This window comes from Paenibacillus piri, from assembly GCF_004354045.1.
In the GTDB taxonomy this organism is placed as follows: Bacteria; Bacillota; Bacilli; order Paenibacillales; family NBRC-103111; genus Paenibacillus_S; species Paenibacillus_S piri.
Genome location: NZ_SMRT01000010.1, coordinates 244811 through 264938, shown reverse-complemented (window position 1 = coordinate 264938; position 20128 = coordinate 244811). Strand labels below are relative to the sequence as shown.

At 53.2% G+C, this 20128-nt stretch carries 18 protein-coding genes and 2 rRNA genes; 15 read left to right on the top strand and 5 right to left on the bottom strand.

Annotation, left to right across the window (positions count from 1 at the left end):
- The 9 genes from E1757_RS20975 to murQ all read left to right on the top strand — a co-directional run.
- Positions 1–262 (top strand): 23S ribosomal RNA (locus E1757_RS20975); the annotation flags it as partial.
- Between the two features lie 240 nt (positions 263–502).
- Positions 503–619: ribosomal RNA gene (gene rrf, locus E1757_RS20970) — 5S ribosomal RNA — on the top strand.
- Positions 620–923: 304 nt separating this feature from the next.
- The gene (locus E1757_RS20965; protein ID WP_133231718.1) at positions 924–1784 is read left to right on the top strand and encodes a MurR/RpiR family transcriptional regulator; all 861 of its coding nucleotides are present in this window, start codon (positions 924–926) and stop codon (positions 1782–1784) included.
- Positions 1777–2823, top strand: coding sequence for a serine hydrolase domain-containing protein (locus E1757_RS20960; protein ID WP_165972207.1), 1047 nt, complete (start codon positions 1777–1779; stop codon positions 2821–2823). Before E1757_RS20965 ends, E1757_RS20960 begins: the two co-directional genes overlap by 8 nt.
- A 72-nt stretch (positions 2824–2895) precedes the next feature.
- On the top strand, positions 2896–4209 hold the full coding sequence (locus E1757_RS20955) for an ABC transporter substrate-binding protein (protein ID WP_133231714.1): 1314 nt from the start codon (positions 2896–2898) through the stop codon (positions 4207–4209).
- A gap of 42 nt (positions 4210–4251) precedes the next feature.
- The gene (locus E1757_RS20950) at positions 4252–5208 is read left to right on the top strand and encodes a carbohydrate ABC transporter permease (RefSeq protein ID WP_133231712.1); all 957 of its coding nucleotides are present in this window, start codon (positions 4252–4254) and stop codon (positions 5206–5208) included.
- An 18-nt stretch (positions 5209–5226) separates the two neighbouring features.
- The gene (locus E1757_RS20945) at positions 5227–6051 is read left to right on the top strand and encodes a carbohydrate ABC transporter permease (protein ID WP_133231710.1); all 825 of its coding nucleotides are present in this window, start codon (positions 5227–5229) and stop codon (positions 6049–6051) included.
- 49 nt (positions 6052–6100) lie between these two features.
- Entirely contained in the window at positions 6101–7222 is a 1122-nt protein-coding gene (locus E1757_RS20940) for an N-acetylglucosamine kinase (RefSeq protein ID WP_133231708.1), read from the top strand.
- Positions 7223–8158: an N-acetylmuramic acid 6-phosphate etherase gene (gene murQ / locus E1757_RS20935; protein ID WP_133231698.1), complete on the top strand. Its 936-nt coding sequence runs from the start codon at positions 7223–7225 to the stop codon at positions 8156–8158. It abuts the gene before it with no gap.
- A 155-nt stretch (positions 8159–8313) separates the two neighbouring features.
- On the opposite strand, the gene nagA is transcribed toward murQ, so the two are convergent.
- The 5 genes from nagA to E1757_RS20910 form a co-directional block, all read right to left on the bottom strand.
- Positions 8314–9573 (bottom strand): N-acetylglucosamine-6-phosphate deacetylase, encoded by a 1260-nt coding sequence (gene nagA / locus E1757_RS20930; RefSeq protein WP_133231696.1) that lies wholly within the window; start codon positions 9571–9573, stop codon positions 8314–8316.
- Positions 9570–10298: a glucosamine-6-phosphate deaminase gene (gene nagB, locus E1757_RS20925; protein ID WP_133231694.1), complete on the bottom strand. Its 729-nt coding sequence runs from the start codon at positions 10296–10298 to the stop codon at positions 9570–9572. The genes nagA and nagB overlap by 4 nt, the downstream gene beginning before the upstream one ends.
- Positions 10299–10310: 12 nt before the next feature.
- Positions 10311–10493: a hypothetical protein gene (locus E1757_RS20920; RefSeq protein ID WP_133231692.1), complete on the bottom strand. Its 183-nt coding sequence runs from the start codon at positions 10491–10493 to the stop codon at positions 10311–10313.
- A 52-nt stretch (positions 10494–10545) separates the two neighbouring features.
- The gene (locus E1757_RS20915) at positions 10546–11388 is read right to left on the bottom strand and encodes a MurR/RpiR family transcriptional regulator (protein ID WP_133231690.1); all 843 of its coding nucleotides are present in this window, start codon (positions 11386–11388) and stop codon (positions 10546–10548) included.
- 348 nt (positions 11389–11736) lie between these two features.
- The gene (locus E1757_RS20910) at positions 11737–12630 is read right to left on the bottom strand and encodes an AraC family transcriptional regulator (RefSeq protein ID WP_133231688.1); all 894 of its coding nucleotides are present in this window, start codon (positions 12628–12630) and stop codon (positions 11737–11739) included.
- 198 nt (positions 12631–12828) lie between these two features.
- Here E1757_RS20910 and E1757_RS20905 point away from each other — a divergent pair, with 198 nt between their 5' ends.
- The 6 genes from E1757_RS20905 to E1757_RS20880 all read left to right on the top strand — a co-directional run bounded on the left by E1757_RS20905 (position 12829) and on the right by E1757_RS20880 (position 20004).
- The gene (locus tag E1757_RS20905) at positions 12829–14697 is read left to right on the top strand and encodes an ADP-ribosylglycohydrolase family protein (protein ID WP_133231687.1); all 1869 of its coding nucleotides are present in this window, start codon (positions 12829–12831) and stop codon (positions 14695–14697) included.
- Positions 14698–14844: 147 nt separating this feature from the next.
- The gene (locus tag E1757_RS20900; protein WP_133231685.1) at positions 14845–16194 is read left to right on the top strand and encodes an ABC transporter substrate-binding protein; all 1350 of its coding nucleotides are present in this window, start codon (positions 14845–14847) and stop codon (positions 16192–16194) included.
- Positions 16195–16277: 83 nt separating this feature from the next.
- Entirely contained in the window at positions 16278–17147 is an 870-nt protein-coding gene (locus tag E1757_RS20895; RefSeq protein ID WP_133231683.1) for a carbohydrate ABC transporter permease, read from the top strand.
- A gap of 109 nt (positions 17148–17256) precedes the next feature.
- Positions 17257–18051 carry a carbohydrate ABC transporter permease gene (locus E1757_RS20890; RefSeq protein WP_165972206.1) on the top strand — a complete coding sequence of 265 codons (795 nt, stop codon included), beginning with the start codon at positions 17257–17259 and terminating at the stop codon, positions 18049–18051.
- 19 nt (positions 18052–18070) lie between these two features.
- Positions 18071–19699 (top strand): ADP-ribosylglycohydrolase family protein, encoded by a 1629-nt coding sequence (locus E1757_RS20885; RefSeq protein ID WP_133231679.1) that lies wholly within the window; start codon positions 18071–18073, stop codon positions 19697–19699.
- Entirely contained in the window at positions 19690–20004 is a 315-nt protein-coding gene (locus tag E1757_RS20880; protein WP_165972205.1) for a hypothetical protein, read from the top strand. Before E1757_RS20885 ends, E1757_RS20880 begins: the two co-directional genes overlap by 10 nt.
- Positions 20005–20128 lie beyond the last annotated feature (124 nt).

Sequence of the window (20128 nt, the reverse complement as noted above, 5' to 3'; positions counted from 1 at the left end):
GGAAATTTGAGAGGAGCTGTCCTTAGTACGAGAGGACCGGGATGGACGTACCGCTGGTGTACCAGTTGTTCCGCCAGGAGCACGGCTGGATAGCTACGTACGGAAGGGATAAGCGCTGAAAGCATCTAAGCGTGAAGCCCCCCTCAAGATGAGATTTCCCAGTACGTAAGACCCCTTGAAGACGACGAGGTAGATAGGTTCGGGGTGGAAGCGCGGCAACGTGTGGAGCTGACGAATACTAATCGGTCGAGGGCTTAACTAACTACCCAAGAAAGGGACGAAAGGCGCTGTAGCGCAGTTCGATTCCTTTCACGGGGCCTCTAAGAAAAGAAGAACGAACGATGCTTGCCGGTTTCGGATCCAGTTTTCAAGGTGCAAGAACTTCACCCCACAAAGTGAAGGGAAGCTCCGATGATAATGCCGATTACTTTGCGGGGAGCCCCGAGAGCAATTGGCATGAAGAACGGATGTTCCTTGGCGGGAACATCAAACTTAAACCACGTTTGGTGATGATGGCGGAGGGGAACCACGCGTTCCCATCTCGAACACGACCGTTAAGCCCTCCAGCGCCAATGGTACTTAGACCGCAGGGTCTTGGGAGAGTAGGACGTCGCCAAGCAAATACCGGAAGCAGCCGATCCAATTATGGATCGGCTGCTTTTTTCAGTTGAAGCGCGCCTAGCCAAGTTAGGCACAACTAGCCGGTGAAAGTCCGGCCGAGGTAAGAGCCAAGTCGCCCGCTTCTCCTTGGTACAAGAAGATATAATACGCTATTTATGATTGGCAGCGGTAATTGGACAATTTCCAGAAATAATATTTCATAAATGTATTTACAAAATGAAATAATATTTTATAATGAGTTTATGAAGAAATAATTAAGGCCTCATTCAGCTTTTATAGTATTGCAAGAAAGTAGGTGTTATATGATAAACGGCGGACTCGTCAGCATGAAGGAAGCGCTTCAAAGCTTGAAGCCGACGGAGCGCAAAGTGGCCAAGTATATTCTTGAACATCCTGAAATGGTCACGAATGTATCGGTACAGAAGCTTGCCGAGCTTGCCGGGGTTAGCGAAGCGACTATTGTACGGCTGGCCCGCTCGCTCCATCTGAAAGGGTTTCAAGAGCTAAAGCTGCGGATCGCTGCCGACTTGGCTAAGTCATCCAACAATATTACGTCGTCCTATCAAGAGATTCAAATTGACGGCTCGATACCGGCGCTGATTCAATCGGTCTCGCACAATAACATTTTATCGATCCAGGACACGTTATCGGTGCTTTCTGAAAAAGATGTGGAGCGGGCGATAGATTGCCTCAGCAACGCCAGAAGAGTATATGTATTCGGGGTTGGAGCTTCCTCCGTCATCGCTATGGACTTTAAGCAGAAGCTATCACGGATTAACCGATGGTGCGAGGCGGCGCCGGATTTTGATTCTCAGGCAACGTTGGCGGCTAACATGACGGAAGAGGATGTAGCCTTTGGGATCTCCTATTCAGGGCAGACGGAGAATATTATTCAGTCGCTCCAAATCGCCAAAGTAAGCGGAGCTACCGTGATCTCGCTAACGAAATTTGGAAGCAATCCGGTTGAGGAAACGGCGGATATCCGGTTGTTTACAAGCTCTTTGGAGCAAAGTATACGCAGCGGCGCAATGGCATCAAGGATTGCCCAGTTAAACGTAATCGACATTTTGTATGTAGGCATTGCAAGCCGGACATATGAGGAGAGCATCGTGGCTTTGGATAAAACGCGAAATGCGGTCAAAGGTTCCAAACGCAATGGATAGTATTATTCAACTGGTGGAAGGCTGGATCGCTGAAAAAAGCATTCCCGGCGCCGTGCTCGATATTACGCTGAGTGACCGGTTTCATTTTCAACAAGCATTCGGAGCCCACTCAACCGAGACAGAGAATAAAGCGTTTACGCTAAGCACCCTGTTCGATGCGGCTTCGCTGACGAAAGTTACGGCTACGCTTCCCGCTGTTTTGCTGCTGATGGAACGAAGGATGCTTGCTTTGGACGATAGAGTTCAACGCTTTTTGCCGCAGTTTCGTCATCCGGAGGTTACGCTTCGCCAGCTGCTTCAGCATTCGTCCGGGCTTCCGGCCGATCTGCCGGATATCGCACGAAACAAGCCGCGGGATATCATGGCGGAAATTATTGCTCAAGAGTTGCTTTTTGCGCCGGGCAGCCAAGTGGTGTACAGCGATTTGGGGATGATTTTGCTAGGGTCCATCGTGGAGCATGTAACAGGCGAGAAACTGAATGGCTTCACCCGGCGGGAAATATTTATCCCTCTGAGTATGTCGGATACGATGTACCTCCCTTCCGATTCGTGCAAGAACCGAATTGCTGCGACGGAATGGAATGAAGGGGCTTTTATATCTGGAGTGGTGCATGACGAGAAAAGCTTCCTGCTGGGCGGTGTTTCGGGAAGCGCGGGATTGTTTACGACAGCTTCGGACTTAACAAGGTATGCGCGGATGTGGCTCGAACCGGCAGACAGCTTGCTGACTAAACGGTGGCGCGAGGAATGCCTGCGAGGCCCTCTGATGGGGCGGGGGCTGGGCTGGGAGGTATGGCCCGGCATACAAAGCTTATCCGAAAGGTGCGAAGTACCGTCCCAAAGCTGCGGGGACGATTGGCCGGCCGGAAGCTACGGACATACCGGCTTTACGGGAACGAGCATATGGATCGAGCCGGAGAGCGGACTTACTGTTGTTTTTATGACCAATGCCGTCCATTATGGCAGAGCGAATCCGATCCGGCGATTACGGCCCATTTTACATCAGGCTATTTATTCCTCACTCATCATGGGGGTCTAAATATATAAAGTATGCAATCACGCTGTAGGGCCGGAGCTTACCGGCTCAAAAACTTAAGGAGGTCAACAAAGTATGAAACGAATGGTTCAGCTTTCTCTCGTATCTGCGGTGGCAATGAGTATGATGGTGGCTGGCTGCAGTAAAACCGAGCAACCAAACCCTCAAGGAACGGCGGCTCCGGCGCCGAAGGATACCAAAACAGTCGAACCCCCGCAGCAAAAAGTCAAATTGACGATGGGCAGCTGGAGAACGGAAGATAAAGAAGCTTACGAAAAAATTATTAAAGAATTCCAAAAGAAAAACCCGAACATCGAAATCGAGTTCAAGCCGACCAAAAACACAGAATATAATACGGTATTAAATACGGCTCTGCAAACAGGCGGAGGCCCGGATATCATCCACCTTCGTCCGTATGCGGCAGGTATTGCTTTGGCTGATGCGGGCTACCTGGAGCCGCTCGATTCCATCAAAGGACTAGAGGTAATGTCGAAGGAAACGCTGTCTGCGGCAACAGGCAAGGACGGTAAAGTATACGGCGTGCCGACGGTTTTCAGCTCGACGCAAATTTTTTACAACAAGAAGCTGTTTAAAAAGTTTAACATCGAAGAGCCGAAAACATGGGATGATCTGATCAAAGCGGCCGATACGTTGAAGCAAAATAAAGTAACTCCGTTTGCTTTCGGCTCCAAGGAAGGCTGGATTTTGTCTCTGACACACGGAGCGCTTGGACCTGCAAGCTACGGGGGCAGCGATTTCGTGAAAAAGGTGACCATCGGCCAAACCAATTTCAAGAGCAAAGAATTTGTAGATTCCTTGAAAGTGATGCAAGGATTGACGAAATATTTTCCGGATAACTACGTAGGTCTTTCGATGGACGATATGCGCAATCTGTTTGTAACCGAACAGGCCGGCATGATGGTGATGGGTGACTGGGAAGTCGCTGTAATGAAAAAGATGAACCCTGATCTGGATATGGATTTGTTCCCGGTTCCTGCAGCCGCGCCAGGTAAATCGACCGTTACAACGTGGGTAGACGGCTCTTTCTCGGTAAATGCCAAATCTCCTAACAAAAAAGAAGCTATGAAATTTGTTGAATTTATGACGACCAAGGAATTCGGTACATTGGTTGCCAACGAGTTGAAAAAACCAAGCACGATTCCGGGCGTTGAGTCGAATGATGCGACGGTAACAAAAATTGCCAAATATGCGAACAGCATTTCTACTCCTTATATGTTTGTAGTCTATTTCAGTGCGGGTAATCCGACATCGAAAGCGACATTGGAAACGGCCATGCAAGGGATGTATTTAGGGAAGCAAACGCCTGAGCAGGTAGCGGAGGAAGTTCAAAAGAACGTAGATACCTGGTTTAAACCGGCAGGAAATTAAACACGGATAACAGAATTCGATTGAAAAAGGCGGCGAGGCGTTATGAATGGAACGAATGCGCAGATCCATGCATCCAATCGCAAACAAAACAAGTTCAACTGGAGAAAAGGGTTCATTCATCTGTTTCCGCTTCCGGCCCTCGCCGTTTATACGTTGTTTATCGTATATCCGATTTTGGCGGCGTTCAGCTACAGCTTGTTTGATTGGAAGGGGCTGCAGAAAGGTGATTTTATCGGGATCGGCAACTTCGTCAAGCTGTTTACGACGGAGCCCTTTAATAGCTTGTTTTGGAATGCGTTTTGGCATAATTGGTACTACTTCCTGTTGGAAATGGTCGTGCAAAACGGGATCGCCTTTATTTTGGCCTATATTATTTTTTCCAAGGTAAAGGGTGCAGAGTTGTTTAAAATGGCTTATTTTTTGCCGCGGCTGCTATCGGTTATCGTAGTCGGGTTTCTATGGAAGCTGCTGTTGAATCCGAACTTTGGCGCGGTGAATGTAATTCTGAAGCAAATAGGCTTGGCCGAATGGACCAGGCCGTGGCTGGGTGAACCGGCTACAGCGTTAACCGCGATTATTTTGGCAAACTGCTGGTTCGGGATCGGGTTTTCGGTATTGATCTTTCTTGCGGGGTTGCAGTCGATTTCCCAGGAAGTGATTGAAGCGGCACGGCTGGACGGGGTGCGGGGCTTTCGTTTAATTCGTTCGATCATCATGCCGATGATGATGCAGTCCATCATTATCATTACGGTGTTTACATTTGTGCATGCTTTTGAAGCGTTTGAATTGATCTATGCGATGCAAGGCTCGCAAGGAGAGCCGTATCACGCTACGGACACGTTGGCGGTCTTCTTCTACCGGACGGCGTTTGGAGGCTCCAGCGGTGACGGGGTAGCGATCGGATTAGGCTCTGCACTGGCGGTTACGTTATTCTTTATTATTGCCGCTTTGTCCGCATTGTTTATGGCATTTGTGAAAAAACGGGATATGGAGTATTAGAAGGGAGAGGACCTACGTATGAGAGAACATAAGGGATTGCGCATAGGCCAATACGTTGTCGCGTATTTGTTCGCGGTTGTCAGCCTCTACCCGATTTTTCTGATGCTGCTGTCGTCGTTAAAAACGAATATAGAAATATTTAAAAACCCGATGTCGTTTCCAAAAGCGTGGAGCTTGGCCGCATACCGGAAGCTGCTGGATCAGCTGCCGTATTTCGATTATTTCGGAAACAGCGTGCTGGTAAGCGTCGTGTCGGTTGCACTGATATTGATTTTCGGAGCGTTGGCGTCGTTTTATATTGCAAGGTTTCATTTTAGATGGAATTCGGCGCTGTTCTTCTTCTTTCTGCTCGGAATGATGATTCCAATCAAGCTTGGCATTGTACCGCTGTTTATGCTGCTAAAAAACTTAGGTTTGCTGGATACGAGCATGTCGCTTATTTTGGTGTACACGGCAGTCGGAATTCCGCTGGCAGTGTTGATTTTGACGGGCTTTTTTCGGACGCTGCCGAAGGAGCTGGAAGAGGCCGCGAAAATCGACGGCTGCTCGGATATGAGGATACTGGTCAGCATTATCGCGCCTCTGATGCGTCCGGCTCTGGGCACCGTAATGATCATGAATTTTATAACGGTGTGGAATGACTTTTTCTTCCCGTTAATTTTTATTCAGAACGAAGCCAAGAAGACAATTCCAGTCGGGATGCTTACTTTATTCAGCGAGTATTCGACCGATTGGAGCGTATTGTTTGCCGGGTTGACGCTGTCCTCGCTGCCGATGATTATTTTATTCGCAGTGGCGTCGAAGCAGTTTATGGAAGGGATGACTGCCGGTGCCGTTAAATAGCGATGGGAATCAAATAGTGAGGCAGGAACGGGTGCGAGGGCAAGAGCAGATGCAAGAGCAAGAGCAGCTACAAGGACAAGAACAAGTGCAGGAACAAATGCAAGGGCGACAAAAGTGCCGGGTGCAGGAAGATGCGCTGGGTCTGGTACGGGGACAGCAGCGAGCCCTTCATCTGCAAAGGTTTATCGGCATAGACGGCGGAGGCACGAAAACGGCCTGCATCATTGGCGACGGTTGCGGTAACGTGCTGGCAGTATGCTATGGCGAATCAAGCAATATGAACTCGCAGCCGTGGGCGGAAGTCAAGCACGTACTGTGGACGCTTATCCGGCGCGTTCTGGAAGTATCGGACAGCGAAGAATCGCAAATAGCGGGTGTATTTCTTGGCTTGGCCGGGGCGGACCGTGCCGAGAATAAGCAGCAATTTATTGCCTTTTTGCGGGAGCAGTTTACGGCTGACATTTCTGTTACCATACAGAACGATGCGATTACCGCACTGGCGGCAGGCACTTGGGGAGAAGGCGGAATCGTACTTATATCCGGCACCGGCTCTATCGCTTACGGATATTTGCCGGAAACTGATACGTATGTACGTGTAGGCGGCTGGGGGTATTTGCTGGGCGACGAAGGAAGCGGCTTCGCCATCGGACAAAAAGCGTTGACAGCAGTAATGAAGCAGCATGACGGTCGCGGCGAACGGACTGCGCTAACGGAGCTTGTCCTGAAGGAATGGTCTTTGCCCGATCCGAACCGGATTATTACGCACGTGTACAGTCAGCCTAATGTTCGCTCGGCGGTTGCCGGTATATCGAAGCTGGCCGTTGCCGCGGCAAAAGCGGGAGATCCGACGGCTGCGTCAATTGTCTCTGATGCGGCAGAGCAATTGGCCGAGCTGGCGGCAGCCGTCAATTCCAAACTTGCAAAGCTTCAGCCTGATGCAAGCTTGTCCGGCATGCCGCTTATGCTAAGCGGCGGGCTGTTCTCGGACGATTGGTTTATGGAGCTGTTCCGGGAGCGCAAAGAGATTCGAAATAGCGGGCTAACGATAAGACGTTTAACGATACCGCCTGTGGCCGGCTGTTATGTGCTTGCGCTCAAGCAGGCGGGAATAACGATTACGGATACAGTAAAGCAAAGGATAGCAGCATGGGAGACAAGGAGGGAAGCCTAAGTGAAACATACCGCGAGTCAGCCCGTTACCGAACAAAGAAATGAAAAAACCGCTAATTTGGATAAGCTTAGCGTCCTGGAAATTATTGAAGTTATGAATGCAGAGGATCAGACGGTAGCCGTAGCTGTGCGGCAAGCGCTGCCGCAGATCGAATCGGCGATCAGCGGCATCGTGGAAAGAATGAAGCTCGGCGGCCGGCTGTTTTATATAGGCGCCGGCACAAGCGGCCGGTTGGGCATTCTCGATGCGTCGGAATGTCCTCCGACGTTTGGCGTGAACCGGGAGCTGGTGACAGGTATCATAGCAGGCGGCGAAGCGGCCATTATGACGGCGATTGAAAATGCCGAGGATGACGCGGACGCGGGAGCCGGCGATATCGAGGCGGTGATTACCGCTGCCGATGTCGTGGTTGGCATCGCAGCGAGCGGCAATACGCCGTACGTGATCGGCGCGATCCGCCGGGCGCGGGAAATCGGCGCTCTGACCGTGAGCGTGTCGTGCAACAGCGGCGCGAGGCTGAGCGAGGCGGCGCAGTACGCCATTGAGGTGCCGGTAGGGCCGGAGATCGTAACCGGGTCCACCCGGTTGAAGGCCGGTACGGCAACGAAGATGGTATTGAACATGATCACGACGACGGCGATGATCAAGCTAGGCAAAGTGTACGGGAACCTGATGGTGAACGTACAGGCCACGAACTTGAAGCTGCGCGATCGCGTTGTGCGGATCGTGCAGGATGCCACCGGAGCCGATGAAGCGGCGGCGGCGGCTCATGTGGAGCAAGCGGAAGGGGATGCGCGTCTGGCCATCCTCATGATCCGTTTCGGCATCGGCAAAGCGCAAGCTCAGGGAGCTTTGCAGCAAAGCGGAGATCACTTCGGCGATGCGGTGGAGCTGCTGGAGAAAGAGAAGAAGAAAGAAAAGGGTATTATCGAATAGAAGCTCTGAAGATGGAAAAAAGGTTTGCGTCAGGTTTTTACCTTGATGCAAACCTTTTTGTCTATGTTTTACTATCGTACGGAATCGCCGGTATGTGGCGAAGCCCGAGGGTTTGTTCAAGCGCGTATCAGTCAGCATGGATTCGGCCGCCGCTGTTAATTGATGGCGCGTCCTTGAATCCAGACGCGTTCCAGCTCCAGCTGCGCGTTCAGCAGCAGCACGTCGGCTTGCTTGCCCGGCTGCAGCGAGCCGGTTGTCCGGTCGATGCCGAGCCGGCGTGCGGGGCTGCCGCTGGCCATCCGGCTCGCATGCTCCACGCTGATTCCGGCCTTCTGCACGGCATAGCGGAACGCGTCGATCATGGTCAGCGTGCTGCCCGCCAGGCTGTCGCCCTCCTTGAGCCGCGCTACGCCGTCCCGGACAACCACATCGAGCCCGCCGAGCCGATAGTCGCCGTTGCCCAGACCGGCGGCCGAGATTGCGTCGGTGATGAGCAGCAGGCTGTCGGGCCCTTTCAGCTGGGCGAGCAGACCGATTGCCGCGGGATGGACGTGATGCCCGTCGGCAATCACCTCTGCCATGATGGCGGGGTTATCCATTACCGCGCCGACGGTGCCCGGCTCGCGGTGATGCAGTCCGCGCATCGCGTTGAACGTATGCACCGCATGGCTCAGCCCGTGCTTCACGGCGAGCTGAACCTGCTCATACGTCGCATCCGTGTGGCCCAGCGCGGCGATAATACCTTCGCGGGTCAGCGCTTCGATATAGGGCAGGGCGCCTTCGCTTTCAGGCGCCAGCGTCTGCATGCGGATCAGTCCGGGAAAGCGCCGCGTCCAATCTTCCAGCCACGCGGGCTGCGGCGCTACGATATGAGCCGGATTTTGCGCGCCAGGCCATTTGGCGCTGATGAACGGCCCCTCGAGATGAACGCCGAGCAGTTGAGCATAGGGCATGGCCGCGTCGCGATATCGGTTGACTCTGTTAAGCACTTGATCGATGTCGGCTTTCGGCGCAGTAACCGTTGTGGCCAGCATGACGGAAGTGCCGTGCAGCGCATGGAAGCGCGTAATCGCATCGAGTCCGGCCGCGTCGGCCTCCATAAAGTCATGCCCGTAGCCGCCGTGCACGTGAATATCGATAAATCCGGGCAGCGCCCAGCCGCGGCGGCCGTCAATCGTTACGGTCGATCCGTCATCGCCGCTTACGGTTGAAGCGTCCGGGCCCGCTGCGGCGTGATCCGCAAGCTTCGTCGTATGCGCTGCGGCATTTTCCCCGGACGGCGGCCGCGTCGCGTCTTTTTCCCGGCCTATGGCATCGATTAGCCCGTTCGTCAGGCGGACCCAGCCGTGTTCAATAACGCCTTCCGGCGTAACCACATGGACATTTCGAATGATTACGGTTCCTTCTCCGTTCATGCAAATAACCTCCCGGCTTCGGCATCCATCAATACGACGAGATGCGGATGAGTTTGCAGCAGCGATGCCGGGCAATCGGTCGTAATCGGACCGGTCAAGGCGCGGTGCACGATGTCGGCCTTATCGGCACCCTTCACGACAAGCAATATCATGCGGGCCTTTAAAATGGTGCCGACTCCCATCGTCAGCGCATGAGTCGGCACCTGCTCCATCGAATCGAAGAAGCGCGCATTCGCCCTGCGCGTCTCCTCGCGGAGCTGTACGACATGGGTCCCGCTGATCAGCGCGTGATCGGGCTCGTTGAAGCCGATATGCCCGTTATGACCGAGGCCAAGCAGCTGCAGGTCGATCTGGCCGGCCTGTTCCAGCAGCTGATCGTAACGCCTGCACTCGGCTTCGGGATCGGCGGCGTTGCCGTCGGGGATATGCGCCCGGGTGCGCGGCAGGTCGATATGATGAAACAAATGCATGTTCATATAATTACGGTAGCTTTCCGCGTGATCCTCTGGCAATCCTACATATTCGTCCAGATTGAACGTGGTGACATCCTTGAAGCGGGTGAGCCCGCGCCGGTAATCTTTCACAAGCTCCTCATAGATGCCGACCGGAGTGCCGCCCGTCGCAAGGCCGAGCACGGCCCGGGGATTCGTTTGCACCAGGCCGGTGATGATCCCGGCTCCGGACTCATGCAGCTTGGCATGAGAGTCAAAGGTTAATAAATTCATGGGGGATACTCCTCAAAGTTTTTCGCCAGAAAAACTGGCAACGGAAGCATAAGCTGAGTTTTTCGCCAGAAAACTGGCAACGAAAGCATAAGCTGAGTTTTTCGCCAGATAAACTGGCAGCGGAAGCCCTAGACTGAGAGCTATTACCATAAAAACTGGCAATATAATCGTTGCAAACCCGCCTGTACGTTGCACTCCCCCGCCTATTGGGCTGCGCCGGAGCCTGACGGGAGCTTCTTTCTAGCGGTTACCGGTATTTTTTAACCATATGGAACGACTGCTCGAGCCGGGGCACGAGATCGTCGAATTGCCCGCTGATGAGGCCGACGAACAAAATGTCGATGACATGCAGCTGGGCGATCCGGGATGCCATGTCGCCGCGGCGCATCCCTTCTTCCAGTGTCGAGGTGAACAAGGAAATGTCGGCGAGCGAGGCCAGCGTGTTGCTGCCGAACTTGGTCAGCGAAATCGTGGTCGCCCCGTTCTCGGCCGCGCATGTCAAAGCCGCGATCGTTTCCTTCGTTTCCCCGGAATACGAAATGCCGACGGCAACGTCACCGGTCGATAAGTTGGACGCGGAGGTGACGGCCATATGCGGATCGGAGAACGCAACCGCGCGCTTGCCGATGCGAATCAGCTTTTGATAAAAATCTTGCGCCACCAGCCCGGAGGTCGCGACTCCGTACAGGTCGATCTGTCCTGCGCGCTGAAGCGCATCGACGGCTCGCTCCAGCTGCTTCAGATCAAGCAGACGGGTCGTATCGGCGATCGACCTCGAATGATTGGCCGCCATCGCCTCCACAATACGGCTTAGCGGGTTGCCGGCCACGATATCCTGATACGATTGTTCGACCGGCTGCTGCGCCAGCTCTGCGGCCAGCTTCACCTTAAATTCCGTAAAGCCGGAGAAGTGAAACTGCTTGCAAAACCGCGAGATCGTCGCCGTGCTGCTGCCCGATTGCTTCGCCAGCTCCGTGATGCCCATTTGAGCAATTTGCGGGGCATGGTCCACAATGTAAGCGGCGATCTCTTTTTCCTTGCGGTTCATCGTCTCCAGCCGTTCTTGAATGGCGCTTAAAATTCCAGGCATATGAATTCCTCGTCATTTTGAAAATAATTTACTTAATTTATGTTTCAAAAAGAAAAATATTTTCGTTCTCAATACTACTATATAAAATTCCGTAGCCTTTCGCAAGCTCTAAATAACCAATAAATTGGGGCTTAGCTTTGCTGCTTGTTCAGGTACTTTGCGGGGACTGCAAACTTATTATATGAATTTTTGTTATAAAAAAAGATCAGGACACAGCAGGGCAAAAGCCTTGTCTGCGGCTGGCCTTTAATGATTACATGAGCAGTAAGTATTAGGAATGCAGGGGGAAAGCGCAATATGCGGAACGGCACAAGCCTGTGATTTTTCCCGATTATTTTTAACAAGGTGTTAACTCTGATGCATTTCCCGATATTTGGAGGGCGGCACGCCTTCGATTTGTTTGAATATTTTGCTGAAGTAAAAGGCGTCGTCAATTCCGATCTCTTTCGCGATTTCCTGGATCGACAACCGACTTTCCTCGAGCAGATGCTTGGCCCGTTGGACTCGCAGCTGATGGATATAATGTACGATGTTCATGCCGGAATACTTTTTGAACACCTGGCTTACGTATTCGTAGCTGCGGTTCATTTTGTTCTCGATCACTTCTTTGGTCAAATCCGTCTGGTAAAAGTCATGTAAAAAATTGAGCAGCTGCCTGTATATATTGTAGGAGCCCGGCAGTGTCATTGTCCGAAAGTTTTGCTCCAGCAGGTCGGTCGAAATGATTTCGAGAATTTTGCATAGATGCTGGGTGAGGCGGAAGCGGAAGTAGCCGACAGGATGCTTCATTTCATTGTCCAGATCCTCGAAATAATTCAGCATTTTAAACCGCTGGCTCGGCTTGAACCGGCGCGGAATTAACAATTGATCGGCGTCGCTCGTCGTTTTGGTGCGCAATTCGTTTTTTTCGGCATGTAATATTTCGTACTCGCTGATCGGTTTTGTCGAGGTGTCGAGCTCCTTGAGCGGCGGGTCGGAGGAAAACTGAACCCAGAAAAAGGCGGATACGCCCTCCGGCTTTCGCCAGCCCATATGACGCTCCCACGGATTGAGCAAAAAGGTTTCTCCGGCCTCGAGAATAAACCTCTCATTTTCCACCTGCAAATATACCGGGCCCTCCGAGACCATTATCAATTGATAATAGGGATTGTAATGGTATGTATAAAATGAATCGCTGACATGGTACTGCTTGGTCCATTTCACATCAAAGACGGATAGCCGCGAAGCTGCGTAATATTTCATTTTATCACCCTAATCGTTCATGTCGAAAATTATTTATATCGTAGCATAGACCGTTTTGTTTTGCCATGAGGTTTTCCGACGCCTTGACAAGATTAGGATAAAACGATTTATAATCTTAAGATTGTCGATGTTCATAGCTCCTTCCGGCTGATACATTGGTTCTTGAGCAAAACAATATGTCATCATGGAGGCTGGACGATGGGAGTCAGTAAACTGAACGAAACCGAATATTACCGAAAAATTTACGGAGGCTGGTTGGGGAAAAATATCGGCGGCACGCTGGGCTATCCGGTTGAAGGACGGATGGAGCTGCTTGATCTGACCTATTATCCGCAGCTGTCGGATGGGCCGCTGCCGAATGACGATCTGGATCTGCAAATCGTTTGGCTGCACGCGTTGGAGCAGTACGGCGCCCGACTGACCGCGGCGGAGCTGGGGCAGGAATGGATGGAGCATGTGTTTTTCCCGTTCGACGAATACGGCTATGGCCTGGCGAATATGCGCAGAGGGTTGGTGCCGCCGGTGGCCGGCTGGTTCAACAATCCGTTCGCCGATTGCATGGGGTCGCCGATCCGCTCGGAAATTTGGGCGATGATCGCTCCGGGCTGTCCGGGCATCGCGGCGTATTACGCGTATCAGGATGCGGTTGTCGATCATGCCGGCGGCGAGGGCGTCTATGGGGAAATGTTTTTTGCGGCGATTGAAAGCGCTGCATTTTTTGAAACCGACCGTGACCGGCTCATCCAGATCGGGCTGACCTACATTCCCGAGGAATGCCGGACGGCCAAGGCGGTGCGCGCGCTGCTGCAGTGGTATAAGGAAGGGAAGACGTGGACCGAGGCCAGGGAGCTCGTTCTGGAGCATCACGGGCATCCGAATTTTACGGACGCGCCGCAAAATATTGCCTTTACGCTGCTGGGCTGGCTGTACGGCGAAGATTTCGGCGATGCGATTCTGAAAGCGGTCAACTGCGGCTATGACACCGACTGTACGGCGGCTACGCTGGGTGCAATTCTCGGCATCATTCTGGGACCCGAGAAGCTGCCGGAGCGCTGGCTGAAGCCGGTCGGCGACCGGATCGCCGTCAATGCGCCGATCAAAGGCTTCCCGATTCCGGAAACGCTCGACGAGCTGACCGCGCGAACGCTCAAAATCGGCAAGGAAGTGGCTGCCGTCTGGCATATTCCGATCGAGTTCGGGCAGGAGTCGTCGTCTCAAGAGCTGCAGCCGGAGCTGGCCGAATTCTACGATCCGCGCTGGCTGTGGAATTACAGCTTCCAATCGAACCGTTATTTGCTGCCCAAGGGTACGCGCAGCAATGTGGGGCTGGAGCTGATCGTGGATTACGGCGATCAAGGGCCGTCCATCGGCAGAGGACAGAGCAAGCGCATTGCGGTCACGCTAATCAACCGTTCAACGGAGGCGTGGGAGGGATCGCTGCGGCTGACGGTGCCGGAAGGCTGGCTCGGTCTTACGGAAGAGAAGCTCGACCTGAAGCCGAATCAGGAAGCATCGTGGACGCTGCAAGTCACCTCTGGCGACGAGATCAAGTCGTGTTACCCGCTGCAGCTTGAGGTAGTACGCCATCATGACGGCCACTTCTGGAACGCGGAAGCGGTCCCGGTCTATCTGGTCAGCGCGACGCATTGGCAATTGCGCGGTCCGTCCGACAGCGAATGGAGGGAGGCGGTCATGCCGGGCAACCGGATCGACTTTGCCGGCGCGCTGCAAACGTCCGAAGCCGGCCTGTATCGTGCGGCGACCACCTTGTACAACCCGGACAGCCGGCAGATCCGGCTGATCGCGGCAACGGCAAGCCCGGTCAAAGCTTATTTGAACGGCAAATTGATTATTCAGGATGAGCAGGAAACGGAATTCATGCCTGCCTTCCATCGGGCCGTGCCCGGCAAGCTGGCGGAAATCAAGCTGCCGGCCGGCGAGCATCGGCTTGAATTCGAGGTAGTGAAGGGCGACGCCTCTCTGGAGTTGTACGTGCTGCCCGTATCTGTCAAAAATACGAAGACGCCAGGGCCTTATTATTTTTACACGGATGTACTGTTTACTTAATTTAATGAACCAGCTGCGAAGGCGGGCGGTGTCGTTCAGAGGGACGATTGCGATTCGATTGAACGATCCGTCCGTGCAGCGGGCATATATTCGCCGGTTTTTAGCTTTTAATACGATGATAAATAAAAAAAGGGGAGCGGTTTAAACATGAAACTAAGATCGATCGGTATTGTTGTTTCGTTAACTTTGGCAGCCTCTGCGCTGCTATCGGCCTGCGGAGGAGGCCCGGCCGAGCCCGGCGCATCCGCGGATAAGCCGCCCGCCAAGGCAGGGGCTGCGGGTCCGGTCACATTGAACTGGTGGTCGTGGAACCCGGATGAGAACAAAGCGAAGACATACGTGGAGGCGTTTAACGCATCGCAATCCGAAATCAAGGTCAATTATAAACGTTACGAGTTTACGGATTACGTCAAAACATTGAAATTAGCGATGATTTCCGGCGATGAGGTCGATTTGTTCGGTCTGCAGGCCGGTTCGATGATCAAGGAATACGTGGAATTTACGGAAGATTTGACGCCTTATGCGAAAAAAGAATGGGGAGCGGATTGGCAAAACCGGTTCTTCGACCTCGGCTTAAAACAGCTGATGTCCGGCGACAAGACGCCTGCGCTTCCATGGTTTGTTTCGGCGGCGGGCTATCTGTTCTACAACAATACAATAATGGAAAAAGAAGGGCTGAAGCCTCCAAAAACGTATGCGGAATGGATCGAAGCGTGCAAGGCTCTTCAGGCCAAAGGCATTACGCCGTTTATTCAGGGCGGCAAGGACGCTTGGCAAAACCTCGACATGTTCATCGCATTGGCGAACGAGTTCGATCCTGGCAAAATTTATGCCGCCGAAGAAGGCAAGGCGAAATGGACCGAAGCCGGACTGGTCAAAGCAGCCACTGTGTGGAAAGAAATGTTCGATAACGGCATCATGCAAAAAGGCGCGCTGGGTCTCGGTTTTTACCCTGATGCTTACGACAAGTTCAATAAAGGCGAAGCGGCCATGACGCTGCTCGGAACCTGGAATGACAACCGGATGACCAAGTCGATTTTGCAAACGCATCGGCAAAAATACGGCGTTACCGTCGATTACGAATTTATTGCGGCGCCCTTCCCTGACATGAACGGAGACGGCAAACCCGGCCGGCTGTTCGGCGGGCCCGACGTAGCGTTGGCGATTAACAAAAACAGCAAGAAGAAAGAGGCTGCATGGAAGTTTATGCAATGGCTGGAATCAGCCGACGGGCAAAAGATCAATGCCAAATATTTGATGCTTCCGGCCATCAAGGGAGTGGACATTGACGATTCCGACGTGCTAACGGACAGGCAGAAGGATAACATGAAGCAGCAAATGAAAGATCTGGAAAACAGCATCGGCCGCAGAGAGCTGATTTATCCGGAGATCAAATCGGCGCTGGGCGATGCGCTGCAAATGATCGCGACCGGCAAAACGTCGCCCGAAGAAGGGATGAAGAACGTACAAGCGGCCTCGGACAAAGTAAGCCGCTAACAGGCCCGGCTTCCGCCAAGGTCCGCCGTTTAGGCGGGCCTTTACGGGAACCGGAAACGCTGCAAGGAGGGTAACGACATCATATGAATCTGAAACTGCACCGATGGATGAATACGTTGTATATACTGCCGATTTTTTTGTTTTTAGGCGTGTTTATTTATTATTCCTTATTCGATACGTTTATGACGAGCCTGTACAAATGGAACGGCTTCAGCGAGGATAAAACGTTTATCGGACTGAGCAATTATGCGCAGCTGCTCGCCGATCCGATTTTTTACCAGGCTATCCGCAATACGCTGGTCTACATGGTGCTGACGATCGGCGTCCAGATGGTTCTCGGGCTGCTGATCGCACTGCTGCTGAAAACGAATGTCATGCTGAAAACTTTATATAAAATCATCTTTTTTCTGCCGGTCGTATTGTCCCATTCCGTTGTTTCCTACGTATTCCGGCATATTTACGATGCCAATGACGGAAGCTTGAACCGCGCGCTCGAGGCTGCGGGGCTTGACGCCCTGGCACTATCCTGGCTGGCTGACCCGGATATTGCGCTGTATGCCATTATCGTTATCAATATATGGGCCTGGACCGGCTTCAGCTTCGTGATGTATTACGCTGCCTTGACTTTAATCGATAAAGAGCTGTACGAGGCGGCCAAAATCGACGGTGCGGGCCCGTTTCGCACGGTCGTCGGCATTACGTTTCCGCTGTTGCGGTCGACGCATTTTTCCTTGATCATTCTCGGCGTTATAGGCTCATTGAAGCAGTTCGATTATGTATTCCTGACTACCGGCGGCGGTCCCGGCCGATCGACGGAGCTGCTGTCCACCTACATTTACAAGAAAGCGATTCTGGAATACAACGCGGGCTACTCGTCGGCGATGGCCGTCATTCTGCTCGTGATCGCCCTGCTGCTGACCGCCGTTCAATTACGCGCTTACCGCAGCTCGTAACCTGCTTCCGCAGAAGCGAACCTTCAGGTGAAGCTTCAAGATGAGCCCGCCTGAGGCCGTAAATGTTGGGACGGTCACAAGCCCAAGCGAAACTATCGGGAGGATTTTTATGCTGACACAATCTAATTCGAAAACGAAAACGACGGTGCTCGCCCAACTGCTGCTCACTATACTCGCCGCCATCTTTGCCGCTCCGCTGGTCATTATGATTGCGGTTTCGCTGCAGGGGGAAGGGCTGGGCAATTATGCCGCCGTATTGACGCATCCTGCGATCCCGCGCTTTTTTCTGAACAGTCTGATTATCTCCGCCTGCACGATCGCACTAGTATTCTGCATCACGCTGCTTGCGGCCTATGCGTTTTCCAAGCTGGAGCTGCCGGCCAAAGGGACGCTGCTGAATCTCATCTTGACGGGACTGATGATTCCTTCGGTCGCCTTGATCGTACCGTTGTTTCTGATTGTGAAAAGCCTTGGGCTGTTTAACCATTACTTTTCGTTAATCGGCCCGATTTGCGCGTTTACGCTGCCTTTCACTTTGCTGCTTTCCAAAAATTTTATGGACGATTTGCCGAACCAGCTTCTGGATGCCGCGCGGATCGACGGCTGCGGATCGTTCAAGGCGCTGCTGTTTATTCTCGTTCCGCTGTGCAAACCGATGTCCGTCGTGGTCGTCATTTGGGGGTTTCTCAATTCATGGAATGAATATTTTTTGGCGTTGGTATTTATGAGAAAAGAAACGATGCAGACGATAACGCAGGCGCCGCAGTTTTTTACGGACGCTTATTCGTCGGATACCGGCAAAATTTTCGCAGCGCTCGTATTGATCAGTATTCCGGTCGTGGTGCTGTATTTATGTTTGCAAAAATATTTTGAGGACGGCATGACGACAGGTTCCGTAAAATAACCGGAAAGGGGTTCCAACCATGAGAACGATAAGCTATGATTTGTATTATGACAAAGTATACGGAGGCTGGATCGGCAAGTGCATCGGCGGCAATATCGGAGCCTGCGTGGAAAATAACAAATATTTGCTTGACCTGCAGGAGCATGAAGTGTTTCCGGATGAAATCCCGCCTAATGACGATTTGGATCTACAGCTTCTGTGGCTGCAGGTGTTGGAGGAAAAAGGCGTCCATATTACCGGTAACGACTTGGCGGAGGCTTGGCTTCGCCACTGCTGGTATCCGTTCAATGAATACGGCTATTTTCTGCACAATTACGAACGGGGCCTCCGGCCTCCGGTTTCCGGATCGTTCAACAACCGCTACTTTGCCGAATCGATGGGCTCGCCTATCCGCTCGGAAATATGGGGCATGATCTCCGTGGGCAATACGGAGCTGGCCAAAGCCTACGCTTACGAGGATGCGACGCTGGATCATGAGAACGAATCGGTCTGGGGAGAGCAAATGCTGGCGGCCATGGAGGCGGAGGCGTTCTTCGAGGACGACATCCACCGTCTGATCGAAGCCGGTCTCGCGCATATTCCGGCGGACAGCGGGCTATACCGCTGCATCCGGTATATACAAGCGCTGCACCGGGAGCGGGTCGATTGGACCGCTGCAAGGCAGCGGATGCTGGAGCAGTTCGGGCATCCCGACGCCTCCAAGGCGGTGCAAAATATCGGGATTACGGTGCTCGCGTTGCTATTCGGCGAGGGCGATTTTGCACAGACGCAGCTGATCGCTCTCAACTGCGGCTACGATACGGACTGCACCTGCGCTACGGCGGGAGCGATTCTCGGCATCATGCGCGGCGCCTCGCAGCTTCCCGAGCTGTGGAAAAATCAGGCCCGCGATACGTTTGCCGTAGGCATCGACATTGTCAGACCGTCGCCGCTCATCTCCGATCTGGCGACAGATACCTGCCGGGTAGGCGTCGCCCTGTCGCGGTCGTTGAACGCCGCCGTTTTCATCGCCGGTGTGCCTGCCGTCCTCGATCCCGAACGGATTCCGACGGCAAGGGAGACGGAGCCGATTGACATCGAGGTGGATTATCTGGGCGAACCGGCCGTAGGGCACGGCGAAACGAAGCGGATCGCGCTGCGGCTGACGAACCGTACCGCAGAGCCGAAGCAAGGGAAGCTGTCGCTGGCCGTTTCCGGAGGCTTCGCGGTCAGTCCGCAGAAGGTGCAGCTGACGATCGGCGCCGGCGAGACCGTCGTCCAGCCGGTGTACGTGCACATTCCGGCGACGGCGGTAGCCGTTCCGTCGGGCATAACGGTCAGCGCGGGCTTCGAATGCAAAGGCGTGCCGGAAGTTAACGCCGAATTCGGTCTTGCGGGCTCGCAGTCGTATTATGCAGTCGGCCCGTTCTGGGATTTATACGATACGAAGGAGCATGACGGCTGCCCGTTCTACGATCCGTCCACAACCGCAAATCGCGTCCGCGAGGCCCGGCAAGCTTTAACAATTATGTCAATCTGGATCGGGCATATATTAATGAAGCTTCGTTCGAAGTGTTGCCGTCCGGGGGAAAGCGGTTCAATGCGCCGGAGCATAAAATCATTGCGGAAGAATGGTTCGGCATGGCGGGCCCGGCCTGCTTGTATCTGATTCAGGACATCGACTCCCCGGAGGAACGCGAGGTCCGGCTGATGGTGGGGAACAATAACGGCTTCAAGCTGTGGGTGAACGACGAACTGACCGCTGAAAGCCGCGAGGCGTGCTTCTGGATGCCGTATAATCACGATATCCCGGCCCGCCTGCGCAAGGGAAGAAACCGGATTGTCGCCAAGCTGATCCGGGTCGGAGAGAAGCTCGATTACAGCTTCGGCATCGCGGAGTCGGTGCCCCGCAGCCCGAGGCACTTCCGCTGGATTAACGGGTTGAGCAGCCTCGTTGAGACTGTCGATGAATAGGGGTATTAACGAAAGCACGGGATGCAGGACAATGTCCGCTCCGTTGAACGACCCCCTGATTCAAACGGACACTAGAGCTCTTATTTGCGGCCTAGCGGATCATTTTCAAATCTAACGGACATGA

Bases quoted from the DNA above. Each gene is read 5' to 3' on its own strand.
- E1757_RS20895 (WP_133231683.1), top strand. From the start codon at position 16,278: ATGAATCTGAAACTGCACCGATGGATGAATACGTTGTATATACTGCCG.
- E1757_RS20960 (WP_165972207.1), top strand. From the start codon at position 1,777: ATGGATAGTATTATTCAACTGGTGGAAGGCTGGATCGCTGAAAAAAGC.
- nagB (WP_133231694.1), bottom strand. From the start codon at position 10,298: ATGAATTTATTAACCTTTGACTCTCATGCCAAGCTGCATGAGTCCGGA.
- E1757_RS20965 (WP_133231718.1), top strand. From the start codon at position 924: ATGATAAACGGCGGACTCGTCAGCATGAAGGAAGCGCTTCAAAGCTTG.
- E1757_RS20945 (WP_133231710.1), top strand. From the start codon at position 5,227: ATGAGAGAACATAAGGGATTGCGCATAGGCCAATACGTTGTCGCGTAT.
- E1757_RS20910 (WP_133231688.1), bottom strand. From the start codon at position 12,630: ATGAAATATTACGCAGCTTCGCGGCTATCCGTCTTTGATGTGAAATGG.
- E1757_RS20950 (WP_133231712.1), top strand. From the start codon at position 4,252: ATGAATGGAACGAATGCGCAGATCCATGCATCCAATCGCAAACAAAAC.
- E1757_RS20905 (WP_133231687.1), top strand. From the start codon at position 12,829: ATGGGAGTCAGTAAACTGAACGAAACCGAATATTACCGAAAAATTTAC.
- nagA (WP_133231696.1), bottom strand. From the start codon at position 9,573: ATGAACGGAGAAGGAACCGTAATCATTCGAAATGTCCATGTGGTTACG.
- E1757_RS20900 (WP_133231685.1), top strand. From the start codon at position 14,845: ATGAAACTAAGATCGATCGGTATTGTTGTTTCGTTAACTTTGGCAGCC.
- E1757_RS20890 (WP_165972206.1), top strand. From the start codon at position 17,257: ATGCTGACACAATCTAATTCGAAAACGAAAACGACGGTGCTCGCCCAA.
- E1757_RS20915 (WP_133231690.1), bottom strand. From the start codon at position 11,388: ATGCCTGGAATTTTAAGCGCCATTCAAGAACGGCTGGAGACGATGAAC.
- E1757_RS20885 (WP_133231679.1), top strand. From the start codon at position 18,071: ATGAGAACGATAAGCTATGATTTGTATTATGACAAAGTATACGGAGGC.
- E1757_RS20955 (WP_133231714.1), top strand. From the start codon at position 2,896: ATGAAACGAATGGTTCAGCTTTCTCTCGTATCTGCGGTGGCAATGAGT.
- E1757_RS20940 (WP_133231708.1), top strand. From the start codon at position 6,101: ATGCAAGAGCAAGAGCAGCTACAAGGACAAGAACAAGTGCAGGAACAA.